The organism is Mycobacterium hubeiense (genome assembly GCF_002838065.1).
Classification (GTDB): Bacteria; Actinomycetota; Actinomycetes; order Mycobacteriales; family Mycobacteriaceae; genus Mycobacterium; species Mycobacterium hubeiense.
The window spans coordinates 96701-114098 of record NZ_PIZU01000017.1 but is presented as its reverse complement, the minus strand read 5'-3'; the positions used below and the strand labels follow the sequence as shown (position 1 = coordinate 114098).

Genomic DNA, 17398 nt, shown 5'->3' with positions numbered 1-17398 from the left:
ATTTCGCAACAGCCCGTGAGCGCGACCCAGCGCGCCGAAATCGCTCAGTGCGCGCCGGGCATGAAGCGCGACAGCGCCGGGCCGAACAACCGCTGATAGCCCGACCCGGTGGCCCGCACAATCAAATCGAGCACCTTGGCGTCGGTGCCGATCAGCACCCTGGCCTTGTTCTTGTGGACGCCGTCGAGGATGACGCGCGCGGCCTTCTGTGGCGACGTGCTGGCCAGCTTCTTGTCGAAGGTCTGCGCCAACTCCGTGGTGTCGAGGCCCTCGGCCGCGGTCATGTTGCGGGCGATTCCGGTTTTGATGCCGCCCGGATGCACCGTCGTCACCTTCACCGGATGGCCGGCCAACACCATCTCCTGACGCAGCGCCTCGGTGAATCCGCGCACCGCGAACTTCGCCGCGTTGTAGGCGGCCTGACCGGGCACCGAGAACAGCCCGAAGACACTCGAGATGTTGATGACGTGCCCGTCGCCCGACTCGATCAGATACGGCAGGAACACCTTGGTGCCGTTGACGACACCCCAGAAGTCGACGTCCATCACACGTTCGATGTCCTTGAACTGGCTCACCTCGACATCGCCGGCGAACGCGATGCCCGCGTTGTTGTAGATCTGGTTGACCTTGCCGAAGTGTTCCTTGACCGCGTCGGCGTACACCTGGAACGCCTCGCGCTCGGTGACGTCGAGCCGGTCGGTTTTCACCGGCGCGCCGATGGCCTTGAGGCGCTCCTCGGTGGCCGCCAGACCCTCGGTGTTGACATCGCTGATCGCCAGCTGTGCGCCCGAGCGGGCCAACTCGATGGCCAGCGCCTGTCCGATACCCGACCCGGCACCGGTCACGACGGCGACCTTTCCGGCGAACCCCTCCATGAGCACACTCCCTCGCGTCAGTTGACTCGCAACGAGGTTAGCCGGTACCCGCGGTCCCGCGTCCGCCGGGTTTGGTGACGGTACAGCGTTGAGAAACCAGAACTACGCGAAAGCCTCGTCGAGGATCTGCTGCTGCTCGACGGCGTGCACCTTCGTCGAGCCCGACGACGGCGCCGACATCGCCCGCCGCGAAATGCGCTTGAGACCCTGCAGGCGATCGCAGAGCTCGGGCAGCTCCAGTCCGAATCGCGGCCAGCAGCCCTGATTCGCCGGCTCCTCCTGCACCCAGAAGTACTGCCCGACGTTCGGATACCGGTCGAGCGTCTCCGACAGCCGCCGCTTGGGCAGCGGCGCGAGCTGCTCGATGCGCACGATCGCGATGTCGTCGCGCTTTTCCTTGTTCTTGCGGGCCACCAGCTCGTAATACAGCTTGCCGCTGGTCAACAGCACGCGTTTGACCAGGTCACGGTCGCCGATGCCGTCCTCGTAGGTGGGCTCTTCGAGCACCGAGCGGAACTTCAGATCGGTGAAGTCCTTGAGCTCGCTGATCGCAGCCTTGTTGCGCAGCATCGACTTCGGCGTGAACACCACCAGCGGACGGTGGATGTTGTCGATGGCGTGCCGACGCAGCAGATGGAAGTAGTTCGACGGGGTGGACGGCATCGCGATCGTCATCGACCCCTCGGCCCACAACTGCAGGAACCGCTCGATGCGACCCGACGTGTGGTCCGGGCCCTGGCCCTCATGGCCGTGCGGCAGCAGCAGCACCACATCGGAGAGCTGACCCCACTTGGCCTCACCGGAGCTGATGAATTCGTCGATGATCGGCTGCGCACCGTTGACGAAATCGCCAAACTGCGCCTCCCACAACACAAGTGCGTTCGGGTTGCCCACCGAATAGCCGTATTCGAAACCCACCGCCGCGAACTCCGACAGCGCCGAGTCGTAGACCAGGAACTTGCCGCCGGTCGGTGTGCCGTCGGTGTTGGTGGCCAGCAGCTGCAGTGGAGTGAACTCCGCGCCGGTCTTGCGGTCGATGATCACCGAATGCCGTTGCGTGAACGTGCCACGCCGGCTGTCCTGCCCGGACAACCGCACCAGCTTGCCCTCGGCCACCATCGACCCCAGCGCCAGCAGTTCGGCGAACGCCCAGTCGACCTTGCCCTCGTAGGCCATCTCGCGGCGCTTCTCCAGCACCGGCTTGACCCGGGGATGCACGGTGAAGCCGTCGGGCAGCGCCAGATGCGCGTCGCCGATGCGGGCCAGCAGTGACTTGTCCACGCCGGTCGCCAGCCGACGCGGCAGCGGCTGGTCGGCCTCCACCGACTCGCTGGCGCCCACCGCGTGCTTCTCCAGCTCCCGCACCTCGTTGAACACCCGCTCGAGCTGCCCCTGGTAGTCACGCAGGGCGTCCTCGGCCTCTTTCATCGAAATGTCGCCGCGGCCGATCAGCGCTTCGGTATAGGTCTTGCGCACACCGCGTTTGGTGTCGATGACGTCGTACATCGCGGGCTGCGTCATCGACGGGTCGTCGCCCTCGTTGTGTCCGCGCCGGCGGTAGCACAGCATGTCGATGACGACGTCCTTCTTGAACCGCTGCCGGAAGTCCATCGCCAGCCGCGCCACCCACACCGCGGCTTCCGGGTCGTCGCCGTTGACGTGGAAGATCGGCGCGCCAATCATTTTCGCGACGTCGGTGCAGTACTCCGACGACCGCGAGTCATGCGGTGACGTGGTGAACCCGATCTGGTTGTTGACGATGATGTGGATCGTGCCGCCGACGCGGTACCCCCGCAGCAGCGCCAGGTTCAGCGTCTCGGCCACCACACCCTGCCCGGCAAATGCGGCGTCGCCGTGCAGCATCAGCGGCACCACCGAGAAGCCGTCGGGGCCGTCGCCCTTGTCCAGCAGATCCTGCTTGGCCCGCACGATGCCCTCCAGCACCGGGTCCACCGCCTCCAGGTGCGATGGATTGGCCACCAGCGAAACCTGAATGTCGTTGTCGCCGAACATCTGAATGTAATTGCCCGACGCGCCGAGGTGATACTTCACGTCGCCTGAGCCGTGCGCCTGCGACGGGTTCAGGTTGCCCTCGAACTCACTGAAGATCTGCGAGTACGGCTTGCCGACGATGTTGGCCAGCACGTTGAGCCGGCCGCGGTGCGGCATGCCGATGACGACCTCGTCGAGGCCGTGTTCGGCGGCCTGGTCGATCACCGCATCCATCATCGGGATGACCGTCTCCGCGCCTTCCAGCGAAAAGCGCTTCTGCCCAACGTATTTCGTCTGCAAGAAGGTCTCGAAGGCCTCCGCGGCGTTCAACTTGGACAGGATGTACTTCTGTTGCGCGACGGTCGGCTTCTCGTGCTTGACCTCGACGCGTTCCTCGAGCCACTTCTGCTGTTCGGGCTCGAGGATGTGGGTGTATTCGACACCGACGTGGCGGCAGTAGGAATCGCGCAACAGGCCGAGCACGTCGCGAAGCTTCTTGTACTCGGCGCCGGCGAAACCGCCGACCTTGAACTCGCGGTCCAGATCCCACAGCGTCAGCCCGTGGGTGAGCACGTCGAGGTCGGGGTGGCTGCGGAACCGGGTCTTGTCCAGCCGCAGCGGGTCGATGTCGGCCATCAGGTGACCGCGGTTGCGGTACGCCGCGATCAGCTCGATGACGCGCGCGTTCTTGTCCTCGATCGAGTCCGGGTTGTCGGTGCGCCAGCGCACCGGCTCGTACGGGATGCCCAGCTCGCGGAAGATCTCGTCGAAGAAGTCGTCGCTGAGCAGCAGCTCATGGATGGTGCGCAGAAAATCGCCGGACTCCGCGCCCTGGATGATGCGGTGGTCGTAGGTCGACGTGAACGTCACCAGCTTGCCGACGCCGAGATCGGCGATGCGTTCCTCGGATGCGCCCTGGAACTCGGCGGGGTATTCCATCGCGCCGACGCCGACGATGCAGCCCTGCCCGCGCATCAATCGCGGCACCGAATGCACCGTGCCGATGGTGCCGGGGTTGGTCAGCGAGATCGTCACGCCGGAGAAGTCCTCGGCGGTCAGCTTGCCGTCGCGGGCCCGCCGCACGATGTCCTCGTAGCCGGCGATGAACTGGCCGAATCGCATTGTCTCGCAACGCTTGATGGCCGCGACCACGAGTTGCCGGTTGCCGTCCTTGCCCTGCAGGTCGATGGCCAACCCGAGATTGATGTGCTCGGGCGTGACGGCCGTCGGCTTGCCGTCCACCTCGGCGAAGTGCCGGTTCATGTTCGGGAACTTCTTCACCGCCTGCACCAGCGCGTAGCCGATCAGGTGGGTGAAGCTGATCTTGCCGCCGCGGGTGCGCTTGAGGTGGTTGTTGATGACGATGCGGTTGTCGATCATCAGCTTCGCCGGGATGGCCCGCACGCTGGTCGCGGTCGGCACCTCCAGCGATGCCGACATGTTCTTCACCACCGCGGCGGCGGCCCCGCGCAGCACCTGAAGCTCCGCGCCCTCGGGAGGCGGTGGGGCCGCAGGCGCCTTCGGCTTGGCCGGTGCAGGCGCCGGCGCTGCCTGAGCCTGAGGCTTGGGTTCGGCTTTCGGTGCCGGTGCCGGTGCCGGTTCGGGTGGTGCGATTACCGCCGACGGCTGCCCGTTGCCCACTTGCGTATCGGTGGTTGGCTCGGGGGAGTAGTCGACCAGGAACTCATGCCAACTGGGGTCTACCGACGAGGGATCCTCGCGGAATTTGCGATACATCTCCTCGACCAGCCACTCGTTCTGTCCGAATGGTGATGGTGAACTGCTCACGGCAGCTACTCGCCTCGATTCCGTCGCCTCAGGCGAGCGTGCCGACGGCCGCCCGCCACTCGTATATCCCGGCAATCAGCGGTTACCCCGCTTTGTCGCCGCCTAAAGGCTAACGCTTGTGCCGTCGCGCAGCAGACGACACCGCGGTAATGGCGCTCCGCGCGAACAACCCTCGGCTAGTGCTGGGGGGCCGGCAGCACATGCAGTGCCGCGGGCCAGCGCGGCGGCGGGCTCCCGAACGCCTTGCGCGCGTTGGAAATGATCTTCTTACCCATCAGCCGGTTGCCCACGCCGCCGACCACCGCGCCGATGCCGACCGGCAGCACCTTGCCGAACGCGATCGCCCCGCGCTTGAGCGTGTAGCGCTTGACGAAGTAGCGCAGCAGCCGGTTGTTCAGCTGCGACACCGCGGGCAGCGGCAACGTCGCCGCGCCGTCGGTGATCCACGCCCCGCTGGTGCGGCCCGGACCGAACAGGTCGGCGATCGCGTGCTCGCCGTCCTCGCCGACCAGCACCGCGAGCACCAGCGCGCGACGGCGTTCGCGGTGATCGGCCGGGATGCCGTACACCTCCGCGACGGCGAGCACGAACACCGTCGTCGCCTCCAGGAACACCACCGTCTCACCGGCGACCGCCGACAGCGCCACCAACGTGCCGATGCCCGGGAACGCCGCCGCCGAACCAACGGCCGCACCGCTGGCCATCACCGCGGCCATGTAGTGCTTCTCGAGTTTGGTGACGATCTCGGCGGGTGTCGCGTCGGGGTTCTGGTCGCGCAGCCGTTGCACGTAGGCCCGGATCGCCGGCGCCTGGACGCGGGACCCGCGTTCGATGATCTGCGACAGTGCGCGCGCCAACGCGCCGGGTTCTTCGTCGCCGTTGGTGGTTGCCGGCAGCTTGCTCTTGGAACGAGCGCGCATCGCGGCCTCCTGTCGGGTAGCGGCTGGCCTTACAGGCTAACGCCTCGACAACGAACGACGACCGTTGCGGGGTGCCGACAAGTGACGGCCGTCACTGTCGGCGATCGCGGGAAGAAAATATTGATATGCGGTGCTAACTATCTGCATGGCAGTATCGACCGACGTGACCTCAGGAGCCGAATCCGCGACCGCAGAACGCGAATCGGTGACGCCTGGTCGAACCAAGATGATTCTCGTGCTGGGCGCCCTGGTCGCGCTCGGCCCACTGACCATCGACATGTATCTGCCCGCGCTGCCGGGCATCGCCGATGAGCTGCACGTGTCGTCGTCGGTCGCGCAGCTGACGTTGACCGGGACGCTGGCCGGGCTGGCGCTGGGTCAGCTGATCGTCGGTCCGCTGTCGGACTCGCTGGGCCGCCGCCGGCCGCTGATGGCCGGCATCGTGCTGCACATGCTGGCCTCGGTGCTGTGCCTGCTGGCGCCCAACATCACCGTGCTCGGGCTGGCCCGCGGGCTGCAGGGCATGGGCGCGGCCGCGGCGATGGTGGTCGCGATCGCCGTCGTCGGTGACCTGTTCGCCGATTCGGTGGCGGCGACGGTGATGTCGCGGCTGATGCTGGTGCTCGGCGTCGCGCCCGTTGTGGCGCCCTCGCTGGGCGCGGCGGTGCTGCTGCAGGCGTCGTGGCACTGGGTGTTCGCCGCGCTGGTGCTGCTGGCCGGGGCCCTCCTGGTGATGGCGGCGCTGGCGCTGCCGGAAACGCTGCCGCTGTCGCATCGCCGGCCCCTGAAGGTGCGCGGCATCGGCGCGACCTATCTCGAGCTGCTGCGCGACGTGCGGTTCGTCATCCTGGTGCTCGTCGCCGCGCTGGGCATGTCCGGGCTGTTCGCCTACATCGCCGGCGCGTCGTTCGTGCTGCAGGGTCGCTACGGCCTGGACCAACAGGCGTTCGCGCTGGTGTTCGGCGCCGGCGCGGTAGCGCTCATCGGGGCGACGCAGTTCAACGTGGTGCTGTTGCGCCGGTTCGCCCCGCAGACCATCACGGTGTGGGCGCTGGCCGCGGCGTCGCTTGCGGGCGCGGTCTTCATCGGGCTGACCGTCGCCGGCGTCGGCGGGTTGGCCGGTTTCGTCGTCCCCGTCTGGGCGATCCTGGGCGCGATGGGCTTCGTCATCCCCAACGCCCCGGCCGTCGCGCTGTCGAGGCATCCCGATGCGGCGGGCACTGCGGCAGCGGTGCTGGGCGCCGGCCAGTTCGGGCTCGGTGCGGCGGTGGCGCCACTGGTCGGGGTGCTGGGCAACGACGAGTTCGCGTTGGCGCTGGTGATGACGGCCGGTGTGCTGGTCGCGTTGTTCGCGCTTCTTGCGGTCGGTGCGCAGAGCCGCGACGATGACGTGAACGCCGACGATATGCTCGCCGAGCTGGCCTGATCCGGCCCGGGGGCCGTCCCCCGACTTGTCCGGACCCCAGCGCGGTCCGTAGCGTCGGCTGAATCGTTCACACCGAGTCGACCTGAGATGTCCCGATCGCTGACTGCCCGACAGCAGGGCCGCACCACCACAGCGAACCCCTGGCATGCGCTGTGGGCGATGATGGTCGGCTTCTTCATGATCCTCGTCGACGCGACGATCGTCGCCGTCGCGAACCCGTCGATCATGGAGCAGCTGGGCGCGGACTACGACGGCGTGATCTGGGTGACGAGCGCCTACCTGCTCGCCTACGCGGTGCCGCTGTTGCTGGCCGGGCGGCTCGGGGACCAGTTCGGCCCGAAGAACCTGTATTTGCTCGGTCTGGCGGTGTTCACCGCGGCGTCGTTGTGGTGCGGTCTGGCGGGCAGCATCGAGATGCTCATCGCCGCCCGCGTGGTGCAGGGCATCGGCGCGGCGTTGCTGACGCCGCAGACGTTGTCGACGATCACGCGCATCTTCCCGCCGGAGCGGCGCGGCGTGGCGTTGGGTGTGTGGGGTGCGACGGCCGGGGTGGCCACCCTGGTGGGTCCGCTGGCCGGCGGCGTGCTTGTCGACGGGCTCGGCTGGCAGTGGATCTTCTTCGTCAACGTCCCGATCGGCATCGTCGGCCTGGCGCTGGCGGCGTGGCTCGTCCCGACGCTGCCGACCCAGCGGCACCGGTTCGACGTGCTCGGCGTGCTGCTCTCCGGCATCGGCATGTTCCTGATCGTGTTCGCCCTGCAGGAGGGGCAGACCCACGAGTGGCAGCCGTGGATCTGGGCGACCATCACCGCGGGCGTGGGCTTCATGGTCGGCTTCGTGTACTGGCAGTCGATCAACACTCACGAGCCGCTGATCCCGCTGCGCATCTTTCGCGACCGCGACTTCGGCCTGTCCAACCTGGGCGTGGCAACGATCGGTTTCGTGGTGACCGGGATGATCCTGCCGGTGATGTTCTACGCGCAGGCGGTGTGCGGGCTGTCCCCGACGCGCGCGGCGCTGCTGACCGCGCCGATGGCGGTGGCGACGGGCGTGCTGGCCCCCGTCGTCGGCAGGATCGTCGACCGGTCGCACCCCCGTCCGGTGATCGGATTCGGCTTCTCGATGCTGGCGATCGCGCTGACCTGGCTGTCGGTGGAGATGACGCCCACCACGCCGATCTGGCGGTTGGTTCTGCCGTTCGCCGCGATGGGCATCGGCATGGCGTTCATCTGGTCACCGTTGGCGGCGACCGCGACCCGAAATCTGCCGCAGGACCTGGCCGGCGCCGGCTCGGGCGTCTACAACGCCACCCGGCAGGTGGGCTCGGTGCTGGGCAGCGCCGGGATGGCGGCGTTCATGACGTCGCGGCTGGGCGCCGAGATGCCGGCGCGGGCCTCCGAGCCGCGCGGCGAGGGCTCGGTGACCCAGCTGCCCGGCTTCCTGCACGAGCCGTTCGCCGCGGCGATGTCGCAGTCGATGCTGCTGCCGGCGTTCGTCGCGCTGTTCGGTGTGGTGGCCGCGCTATTCCTGCTCGGATTCGGCGACCGATTCACCGCCGCGGCGCAGGAGCCCGAGCGCGCTGTCCCGCCGGTCGACGACGACTACTTCGACGACTTCGATGAGGACGACTACGTCGAATACACGGTGGCGTGGGACGACCCCCACCCGCGTCCGCAGCCTCGCGCACAGCTGGCCGACGACGACAGCGACACCGAGCCGCTGACGTCGCGCCGCCCCGAACATGTGCTGCCGGCACCCGCGGACACGTGGCACAGCGGCCCGGTCGAGTCGTGGCACAGCCTGCTGCAGGAGCGGAGTTCGCCGGAGCCCGCACCGCCGGCGGAGGCGCCGCAATCCGACACCGACCGCTGGCGCAACATCTTCAACCAGATATTGGCCGACGAGCCACCCGCGCCCGCTGCGGAGCCGATCGGCCTTGCGCACAACGGGTTACACGTCGAGCATGAGGAGCGGTTCCAGACATTGCGCCCGCCGCCGGGGCCCAAGCCGCCGCCGCGGTACAAGACCAACGGCCGGCATTCGCGGAGCGATCCCGACGACTCCTACGGCCGACATTCCCGACCGCGCCGCGATTGATGCGCGAGTGTGCAGTGGCTTCACACTCGGCTAGCGGCGGAACAGGACGGCCGGGTTGAGGTAGCCGGTCGGGTCGAAGGCCTTCTTGACCGTGCGCATCGCAGCGATGTCGGCGTCGGTGCGGGACATGCCGACGTAGTCGCGTTTGCGGCTGCCGACGCCGTGCTCGGAGCTGACGTTTCCGTCACAGCGGGCGATCAGGTCCATCATCGCCGCATAGAGCGCGGGTTCGGCATCGGGGGAGCAGCGCAGCAGGTTCAGATGCAGGTTGCCCTCGCCGATGTGCCCGAACAGCACCGGGATGGCGTCGGGGGCGTGGGCGGCGACGAGCTCCGCCGAATCCCGTGCAAACGTGTCGATCATCGAAAGCGGCAGCGACACATCGAATTTCAGCGGCGGGCCGAACACGCCGAGAATCTCGGCGACCGATTCGCGGACCTGCCACAGCCGCTGCTGGCTGTTGGCGTCGACGCCGACAGCCGGCTCGCCGGCGAGCCGCGCATCCCCTAGCGCGTCGGCCAGCCGCTCGGTCTGGTCGCTGTCGCCGGCCAGCTCGATAAGCAGCTGCCAGGCGCCGTCGACGGGTGCGGCGACGCCGAGGTGTTCGGCGGTCAGCGCGCTGGCCCGCGCGTCGACCAACTCCAGTGCGGCGATCGAGTCCATATCGCGGAACACCCGACCGGTGTCGACCAGAGCGTCCAGCTCGGCGAAGCCGCACACCGCCGTCACCCGGTGTGCGGGTGCGGGGTGCAGCCGCAGGTCCAATCCGGTGATCACGCCCAATGTGCCTTCGGCGCCAACGAATAACGAGGTGAGGTCGTAGCCGGTGTTGTCGCGGCGGACCCGGCTATGCCGGTGCACCACCGACCCGTCGGGCAACGCGATGTCCAGGCCGAGGATCTGTTCGCCCATGTTGCCGTAGCGCACGGTGCGCAACCCGCCGGCATTCGTCGACGCCATACCGCCGACGGTGGCCGAATCCCGCGCCGCCAGGTCCACCCCAAACAGCAGGCTTGCCGCGCTCGCAGCCCTCTGCACCGCCGCCAGCGTCACCCCCGCGCCGACCGCTATGCGCCGCTCCACCACATCGACGTCGCCGATGCCGGTGAGGCGTTCGGTGGACAGCAGCACGTCGTCGTGTTCAGGCACCGTGCCGGCGACCAGCGACGTGCGTCCGCCCTGCACGGTGACGTACGCACCGGCGTCGCGGCATGCCCGCAGCACCGCCGCGACCTCGTCGGCGCTGCCCGGCCGCACCAGCGCACTGGCGCGACCGCGGTAGCGCCCGGTGTGGTCGACGGCTCGACCGTCCAGCACGTCGGGGTCGGTGCTGACATATCCCGCGCCGACGATCTGCGCCAGCCGGCCGGTCAGCGATTCGGTCATTGCCAGCGAGTATCACACGGTGCGAGCGACAGGAACGCACCCAGGTCGACCAGCCCTGCCGGCGTGGACGGCAGGTACTCGGTGAGCGTCTCCGACCGCACGATCACGCTGGCGTATTTCGCCCGGCTCACCGCAACGTTGAGCCGATTTCGGTTGAGCAGGAACGAGATTCCGCGCGGCACATCGTCGATCGAGGAGGCCGTCATCGACACGAACACCACCGGGGCCTGGCGGCCCTGGAACTTGTCCACCGTCCCGACATCGACCTCGCGCAGATCGGCCGCGTCAAGGTACTCGCGCAGCAGCAACACCTGTGCGTTGTACGGCGCCACCACCAGGACATCGGTCGCGGCGAGCGCGCGGGCGCCGTGCTCGTCGGTCCACTGCGCGCCGAGCAACCGACGGATCTCGTCGACGATGGCCTGGGCCTCCTCGGGGCTGCTGGTGGAGTTTCCGTCGTGGGGCACGGTGATAACTCGGATGCCAGGCGGATGGCCCGCGAGATGGCGTGCGGTGGTGCGCTTTTCGTCGGATTGCAGCCGGCCGTCATAGGACAGCCGGGACACCGGCGCGCACACCGCCGGGTGCATCCGGTAGGAGCGATCCAGGAAGTAGCCCCGCTGTTCGGGTAGCGTGCGATGCCCGTCGACGAGCCAACCCAGTGCCGAGGCGTCGACGGGTTCCGGATGGCACCCCTGGCTGACCTGCGGCAGCTGCTGCGGATCCCCCAGCAGCATCAGGTTTTTCGCGGCGCGCGCCACCGCGATGGTGTTGGCCAGGCAGAACTGGCCGGCTTCCTCGATCACCAACAGGTCCAGGCTGCCGGGCGGCACCCGGGCATCATTCGCGAAATCCCAAGCGGTGCCGCCGATTACACAGCCGTCGTTGTCCGCGATGAAGGCCGGGTAAGCGTTTTCGCTGATCTCCTGCCACACCGGATCGGGATCGTGCTTCTTCTTGGCCACCCGCGCCGGGTCGACGCCCGCAGCGAGCACATCGCGAAACAGGTTCTCCACCACGGCGTGTGACTGCGCGACCACACCGACGCGCCACTGGTGCTCGTTGACCAGCGCGGCGATGATCTTGGCGGCGGTGTAGGTCTTGCCGGTGCCCGGCGGTCCGTGCACCGCGAGGTAGGAGGAGTCGAGGTCGAGCAGCGCCTTCGTGATGTCGGTGGCCACGTCGCCTGAAACCCCGCTGTGCGGCAGCGGCGCACCGCTTTTGGTGCGCGGATCGCGACGCAACAGGATGTCGACGATTGCGGTTTCGGGCAGGGCGGGCAGCCCCGCAGCGATCTTGTCGGCGGCGGCCTCGATCGATTCGCGCAGTTTCGCCGTGGAGATCGGCGGGCCCGGCGTCAATGCGAACGGCAGCTCGCGGTACGGCCCGCCGTCTTGTGGCTGGCGTTCGCAGATCACGACTTCCGTTGGCACCGTAGGGTCGTCGATCGCGATGACCTCGGCCTTGCCCGCCGCGCGGCGGTCGGGATGCTCGGCGATGCCGGCCGGCGCGGGCGGGTGATACAGCGCGTAGACGTGTTTGTTGAGCGCGCCCGCGGCGAGCGTCCCGGTGAGCTTGACGTGGCGCTGCGGTTTACGGGCACGCGGCGGGGTGTGCCAGTCGGCGACGACGGTGGCCTTCTCCGCGAGGAAGACGTCGCTGTTGTCGCCCCACTCGTCGACCGGGTTGTTGAGCCGGTCGAAATGCCCCCACCAGAACGGCTTGTCCTCGCGGCGGTGATACCCGCGCGCGGCCGCGATCATCGCCACCGCGGTCTGCTCGGCGGTGCGCCCGTCGACACCGTCGCCAGCGAAGCCCATCAACGTCTGCGACAGGGCGTCGTCCTGCTCGACGGCGCCGCCGTCGGCGACCGGCTGCGCGCCCAGCGGCAGCACGCCGCATTCGATCGCGCGGCTGATCAGCCAGTCGCGCAGGTTGCGCGTCGAGGTGCAGTCGTAGAGGTTGTAGTCCTCGATCTCCTTGAGCAGCACCGCTGCTTCCTCGTCACGCCCGGCGGCGCGTAGCTCGCAGAACCGGGCGTACTGGGTGATCGAGTCGGCGGCGGTGGTGACATCGCCGGACCGCAACTGGCTACCCATATAGAGCGGCTCGAGCGATTTGAGGCTGTAGTTCTCGGTGCCAACGCGAATGCACTTGCGCACCAACGGATACAGGTCCACCAGCACCCCGCTGCGCAGCAGGTCGTCGACTTCATCCTCGCCGACCCCATACCGCCCGGCCAGCTTCAGCAGTGCGGTCTTCTCGTATGCCGCGTAGTGGTAGATGTGCATGTCAGGAAAACGGTTGCGGCGCTTGCGGACCCGCTCGAGGAACTTCAGGAACGCGCGACGTTCGCCGGCCCGGTCGTGCGCCCACAGCGGTCGGAAGGCACCGCCGGCCTCGAGCACGCCGAACATGTACTCCAGCCCCCAGTCGCGGCCGTCGGCGGTCCACAGCGGGTCGCCCTCGAAGTCGAAGAACAGGTCGCCCTTGTCGGGGTGCGGCAGCAGGGTCAGCGGCTGCGGGTCGGCGATCGCATACGGCGGCTTCCCGTCGGTGCGCGGCTGGATCTGCAGGCGTGCCTGTGCGACCAATCCTTCGACGGTGCGGGCGGGCAGCTCGGGCACCGGGCCGTCGTGGTGGGCCAACTGCGTCATCGTGGTGATGCCGGCGTCGAGCAGCCGGGCGCGCTGGCTGACCCGCATGTTGGCCACCAGCAGCAGATCATCGTGGGCGCGGACCGCAATCGCGCACTCCGGGCAGCGGAAGCAGGCCCGGACCGTCTCGTCGTCCCACTGCACGGGCCGGCCACCGGCCAGGTGCGCGTCGAGCAGCTGTTGCAATTCGGCGCGACGCGGCCGGTACACGGGCAGCAGTTCGTCGACCCGGTAGGAGGCCGTGGCGTTGTCGCCGAGCACCAGTTCGACCTCGTCGGCGACCGGCACACCGGCGGCGGCCAGCACATCGGCGTAGGCCGCAAGCTGCAGCAGCGACTCGACCTTGACCGAGCGCGCCAGCTTGGTGTCGCGCAGCCGATACTGCGCGCCGTCGTAAAGCAGGAAGTCGGCGAAGCCGGCGAAGCGGCCGTCGAACATGGCGGCTTGATAGATGACCGGGGCACGACGCTCGACGGCGCGCATGGTCTGCTCGGCGGCGGCGGTCAGGCCGTCGACGGTGTAGGGCGGGCGCCCGATGATTGCGACCGTGTCGTCGGCTCGCAGCTGATCGAGGTGGCGTTGCTCGTGCTCGCCGCCGAGTTTCGCGGTGCGGGCGAGCAATTCGTCCTCGGTGGCGACGGGCGGACCCCAGCCCAGTTGTGCGTCGAACGCCCGCAGCAGCGCGTACTCGCAGCGCGCATGGGCGGCGAGGTCGGATGCGCTGTAGACCACTCTGTCGTCGGCGACGAACACGCTGTCACCCTATGCCCGCGCACCGACAGGTCACGGTGGCGGAATTCGATTTCGCGGCTCAGCTCGTATTGCCGACAAGCTCCACGCCGTTGCCGTTCCACCGGAACTTCACCACGCTGGCCAACCCGTCGATGCCGCCGGAGTACTTCAGTGCGACGGTGTCGCCGGTCGTCGCCGACTCGTCCAATCCGTTGAACCCGTAGGTGTCCGGCACGCCGGTCGGGATGAACTTGCCGAGGTGGAACATGACGGCGCGGGTGTTGGGGTTGTCGGCGTTGGTGTTGGCCTTCACGATCACCGCCGACAGCTGCGCGCATTCGTTGTAGTTCCCGGCGATCGGCTCGGGGCTCCATGGTTGGTTGCTGCGCGGGTCGCGGGGCAGTTCGGACACCGCCTCGGCGATCTCCGGCGCGGCGAGGTTCACCGCGCACGGATCGGCGGGCGCGCTGGTGGTCGGGGTCGGCGCGGCCGCGCGCGGCGGCCCCGTCGTCGGCGGTGCGCTGGTGGCCGTCGGTCCGGGGGTCTTGGAGACGGTGGAATCACCCGAACCGCAGCCGGCGAGCGTGACCGCCGCGACCGCGATCGCCCACGCCCATCTCACAAACCGGCAACATACCGGCATCGGCCCCGGTCATCCGGCAGGCGCGCGGCGGGTCGACCGCGCCGCTACCTCTAGACTTCACACGTGACGTCGCCCGAACTGACCTTTGCTGACCTGCAGATTCACCCGTCGGTGCTGCAGGCCGTCGGCGACGTCGGATACGAAACGCCGTCGGCCATCCAGGCCGCCACCATCCCCGCGATGCTGGCCGGCTCCGATGTGGTCGGCCTGGCCCAGACCGGCACCGGCAAGACGGCGGCATTCGCCATCCCGATCCTGTCCAAGATCGACACGGCCAGCCGCGCCACCCAGGCGTTGGTGCTGGCCCCCACCCGGGAGCTCGCACTGCAGGTCGCCGAGGCGTTCGGCCGCTACGGCGCGCACCTGCCTCAGATCAACGTGCTGCCGATCTACGGCGGTTCGTCCTACGGCCCACAACTGGCGGGGCTCAAACGCGGGGCGCAGATCGTCGTCGGCACGCCCGGCCGCGTGATCGACCACCTGGAAAAGGGCCGGCTGGACCTGTCCCATCTCGACTACCTGGTGCTCGACGAGGCCGACGAGATGCTGCAGATGGGCTTCGCCGAGGACGTCGAACGCATCCTCGCCGACACCCCGGAGTACAAGCAGGTCGCCTTGTTTTCGGCGACCATGCCGCCCGCCATCCGCAAGATCACCACCAAGTACCTACACGATCCCGTCGAAGTGACGGTCAAGGCAAAAACCGCGACCGCGGAGAACATTTCGCAGCGCTACATCCAAGTGTCGGGGCCGCGCAAGATGGACGCGCTGACCCGGGTGCTCGAGGTCGAGCCGTTTGAGGCGATGATCGTGTTCGTCCGCACCAAGCAGGCCACCGAGGAGGTGGCCGAGCGGTTGAAGGCCCGTGGTTTCGCCGCGGCCGCCATCAACGGCGACATTCCGCAGGCCCAGCGGGAACGGACCATCGCGGCGCTGAAGAACGGCGACATCGACATCCTCATCGCCACCGACGTCGCCGCCCGCGGCCTCGACGTCGAACGCATCAGCCACGTGCTCAATTACGACATCCCGCAGGACACCGAATCGTATGTGCACCGCATCGGCCGCACCGGACGCGCCGGCCGCTCGGGTAACGCGCTGCTGTTCGTCACGCCGCGCGAGCGCCACCTGCTCAGGTCAATCGAAAAGGCCACCCGCTCAACGCTGATCGAGGCCGAGCTGCCCAGCGTCGAGGATGTCAACGCCCAACGCGTGGCGAAGTTCCGCGACTCGATCAGCGAGGCGCTCGACGCGCCGGGTATCGATCTGTTCCGCAGGCTTATCGAAGACTACGAACGTGACAACGACGTGACGATGGCCGATATCGCCGCCGCGTTGGCGGTGCAGTCGCGCGACGGCGAAGAGTTCCTCATGGTCGAGCCGCCGCCGGAGAAACGCCGCGAACGACCCGAGCGCTCGGCGAAACCCGACCGCAAGCCCCGCGAGGGCCTGGCCACCTACCGCATCTCCGTCGGCAAGCGGCACAAAGTCGGGCCCGGCCATATCGTCGGCGCGATCGCCAACGAAGGTGGTCTGCACCGCAGCGAGTTCGGCCACATCACCATCCGTCCCGACTTCTCGCTCGTTGAACTGCCGGCCAAGCTGCCGAAGAAAACGCTCAAAGCCCTTGAGAACACCCGGATCTCGGGCGTCAAGATCAATCTGCAGCCGGATCGGGGTCCGGCGAAAAGCCGTCGGAAAACCCCATGACGTTGTCGCGGGACCTGGACGCCCAAGGCGGCCTGGAATCGATTTCGAAAGCCGAGCGGGTCGCCTCGCTGACCGGAATCCGCGCTGTCGCAGCCCTTCTGGTGATGGGCACCCACGCCGCCTACACCACCGGCAAATACCCGCAGGGCTATTTCGGGCTGGTCTGCTCCCGGATGGAGATCGGCGTGCCGATCTTCTTCGTGCTGTCGGGGTTTCTGCTGTTTCGGCCCTGGGTCGACGCCGCGGCCACCGGCGGCCCGCCACCGTCGGTACGCCGCTACGCCTGGCACCGGGTGCGACGAATCATGCCGGCCTATGTCGTCACCGTGTTGGCGGCCTACCTTGTGTACCACTTCCGCACCGCCGGGCCGAACCCCGGACACACCTGGGAAGGCTTGTTCCGCAACCTCACGTTGACCCAGATCTACACCGACAACTACCTGTACGCCTTTCTGCACCAAGGGCTTACGCAGATGTGGAGCCTTGCCGTGGAGGTGGCGTTCTATATCGCGCTGCCTGCGCTGGCCTACCTCCTGCTGGTGTTGCTGTGCCGGCGGCGCTGGCAGCCCCGGTTGCTGTTGACCGGACTGGTCGCATTGTTGGCGATCTCACCGGCGTGGCTGGTGCTGGTGCACACCACCGACTTCCTGCCCGACGGCGCCCGGCTCTGGCTGCCCACCTACCTGGCGTGGTTCGTCGGCGGCATGATGCTGGCGGCGCTGCACGCGATGGGGGCGCGCGCCTACGCGTTCGCCTGCCTGCCGCTGGCGATCATCTGCTACTTCATCGTCTCCACGCCGATCGCCGGTGAACCCACCACCTCACCCGCCGAGCTACGCGAGGCGCTGGCCAAGACGGCGTTCTACACGGTGATCGCGACGTTGGCGGTGGCGCCGCTGGCGCTGGGCAATCGCGGCTGGTACTCGCGATTCCTGGCCAGCAGACCGATGGTGTTCCTGGGCGAAATCTCCTACGAGATCTTCCTCATCCACTTGATCACCATGGAGCTGGTGATGGTGGAGATCCTGCGGTATCCGATCTACACCGGCTCCATGGTCAATCTGTTCGTGGTCACGATGATCGTGACGATCCCGTTGGCCTGGCTGCTGCACCGGTTCACGCGCGTCCGCTCCTAAGGGGCCCCGCCTTGGCCGCTTAGATAGGTTATGCTG

Annotated in this window: 10 protein-coding genes; 4 read left to right on the top strand and 6 right to left on the bottom strand. The window is 68.0% G+C overall.

Features of this window, described 5'->3' with window-relative positions; translation table 11 throughout:
- Positions 1–44: 44 nt before the first annotated feature.
- The 3 genes from CWS39_RS15145 to CWS39_RS15135 all read right to left on the bottom strand — a co-directional run bounded on the left by CWS39_RS15145 (position 45) and on the right by CWS39_RS15135 (position 5575).
- Positions 45–875, bottom strand: a complete 831-nt coding sequence (locus tag CWS39_RS15145) for an SDR family NAD(P)-dependent oxidoreductase (RefSeq protein ID WP_102143745.1) — start codon at positions 873–875, stop codon at positions 45–47.
- A 102-nt stretch (positions 876–977) separates the two neighbouring features.
- Positions 978–4655 carry a multifunctional oxoglutarate decarboxylase/oxoglutarate dehydrogenase thiamine pyrophosphate-binding subunit/dihydrolipoyllysine-residue succinyltransferase subunit gene (locus CWS39_RS15140; protein ID WP_102143744.1) on the bottom strand — a complete coding sequence of 1226 codons (3678 nt, stop codon included), beginning with the start codon at positions 4653–4655 and terminating at the stop codon, positions 978–980.
- Between the two features lie 176 nt (positions 4656–4831).
- Positions 4832–5575, bottom strand: coding sequence for a hypothetical protein (locus CWS39_RS15135; RefSeq protein ID WP_102143743.1), 744 nt, complete (start codon positions 5573–5575; stop codon positions 4832–4834).
- A gap of 226 nt (positions 5576–5801) precedes the next feature.
- Between CWS39_RS15135 and CWS39_RS15130 the strand changes: the two genes are divergently transcribed.
- On the top strand, positions 5802–7001 hold the full coding sequence (locus CWS39_RS15130; protein WP_199178135.1) for a multidrug effflux MFS transporter: 1200 nt from the start codon (positions 5802–5804) through the stop codon (positions 6999–7001).
- Positions 7002–7088: 87 nt separating this feature from the next.
- A complete protein-coding gene (locus CWS39_RS15125) occupies positions 7089–9098 on the top strand; it encodes an MFS transporter (protein WP_102143741.1) in 2010 nt (669 codons plus the stop codon).
- Positions 9099–9128: 30 nt separating this feature from the next.
- Here CWS39_RS15125 and CWS39_RS15120 read toward each other — a convergent pair whose 3' ends face one another.
- Genes CWS39_RS15120 through CWS39_RS15110 form a run of 3 tightly spaced genes read right to left on the bottom strand, consistent with a single transcriptional unit; the run spans position 9129 to position 14495 of the window.
- Positions 9129–10484 carry an FAD-binding oxidoreductase gene (locus tag CWS39_RS15120; protein ID WP_102143740.1) on the bottom strand — a complete coding sequence of 452 codons (1356 nt, stop codon included), beginning with the start codon at positions 10482–10484 and terminating at the stop codon, positions 9129–9131.
- Positions 10481–13894 carry a TM0106 family RecB-like putative nuclease gene (locus CWS39_RS15115; protein WP_102143739.1) on the bottom strand — a complete coding sequence of 1138 codons (3414 nt, stop codon included), beginning with the start codon at positions 13892–13894 and terminating at the stop codon, positions 10481–10483. The genes CWS39_RS15120 and CWS39_RS15115 overlap by 4 nt, the downstream gene beginning before the upstream one ends.
- Positions 13895–13952: 58 nt before the next feature.
- The gene (locus CWS39_RS15110; protein ID WP_233213522.1) at positions 13953–14495 is read right to left on the bottom strand and encodes an LppP/LprE family lipoprotein; all 543 of its coding nucleotides are present in this window, start codon (positions 14493–14495) and stop codon (positions 13953–13955) included.
- Between the two features lie 84 nt (positions 14496–14579).
- Between CWS39_RS15110 and CWS39_RS15105 the strand changes: the two genes are divergently transcribed.
- Together CWS39_RS15105 and CWS39_RS15100 are read left to right on the top strand one after the other, a co-directional pair.
- On the top strand, positions 14580–16226 hold the full coding sequence (locus tag CWS39_RS15105) for a DEAD/DEAH box helicase (protein ID WP_102143737.1): 1647 nt from the start codon (positions 14580–14582) through the stop codon (positions 16224–16226).
- Positions 16223–17362, top strand: coding sequence for an acyltransferase family protein (locus CWS39_RS15100; RefSeq protein WP_102143736.1), 1140 nt, complete (start codon positions 16223–16225; stop codon positions 17360–17362). Before CWS39_RS15105 ends, CWS39_RS15100 begins: the two co-directional genes overlap by 4 nt.
- Positions 17363–17398: the final 36 nt, after the last annotated feature.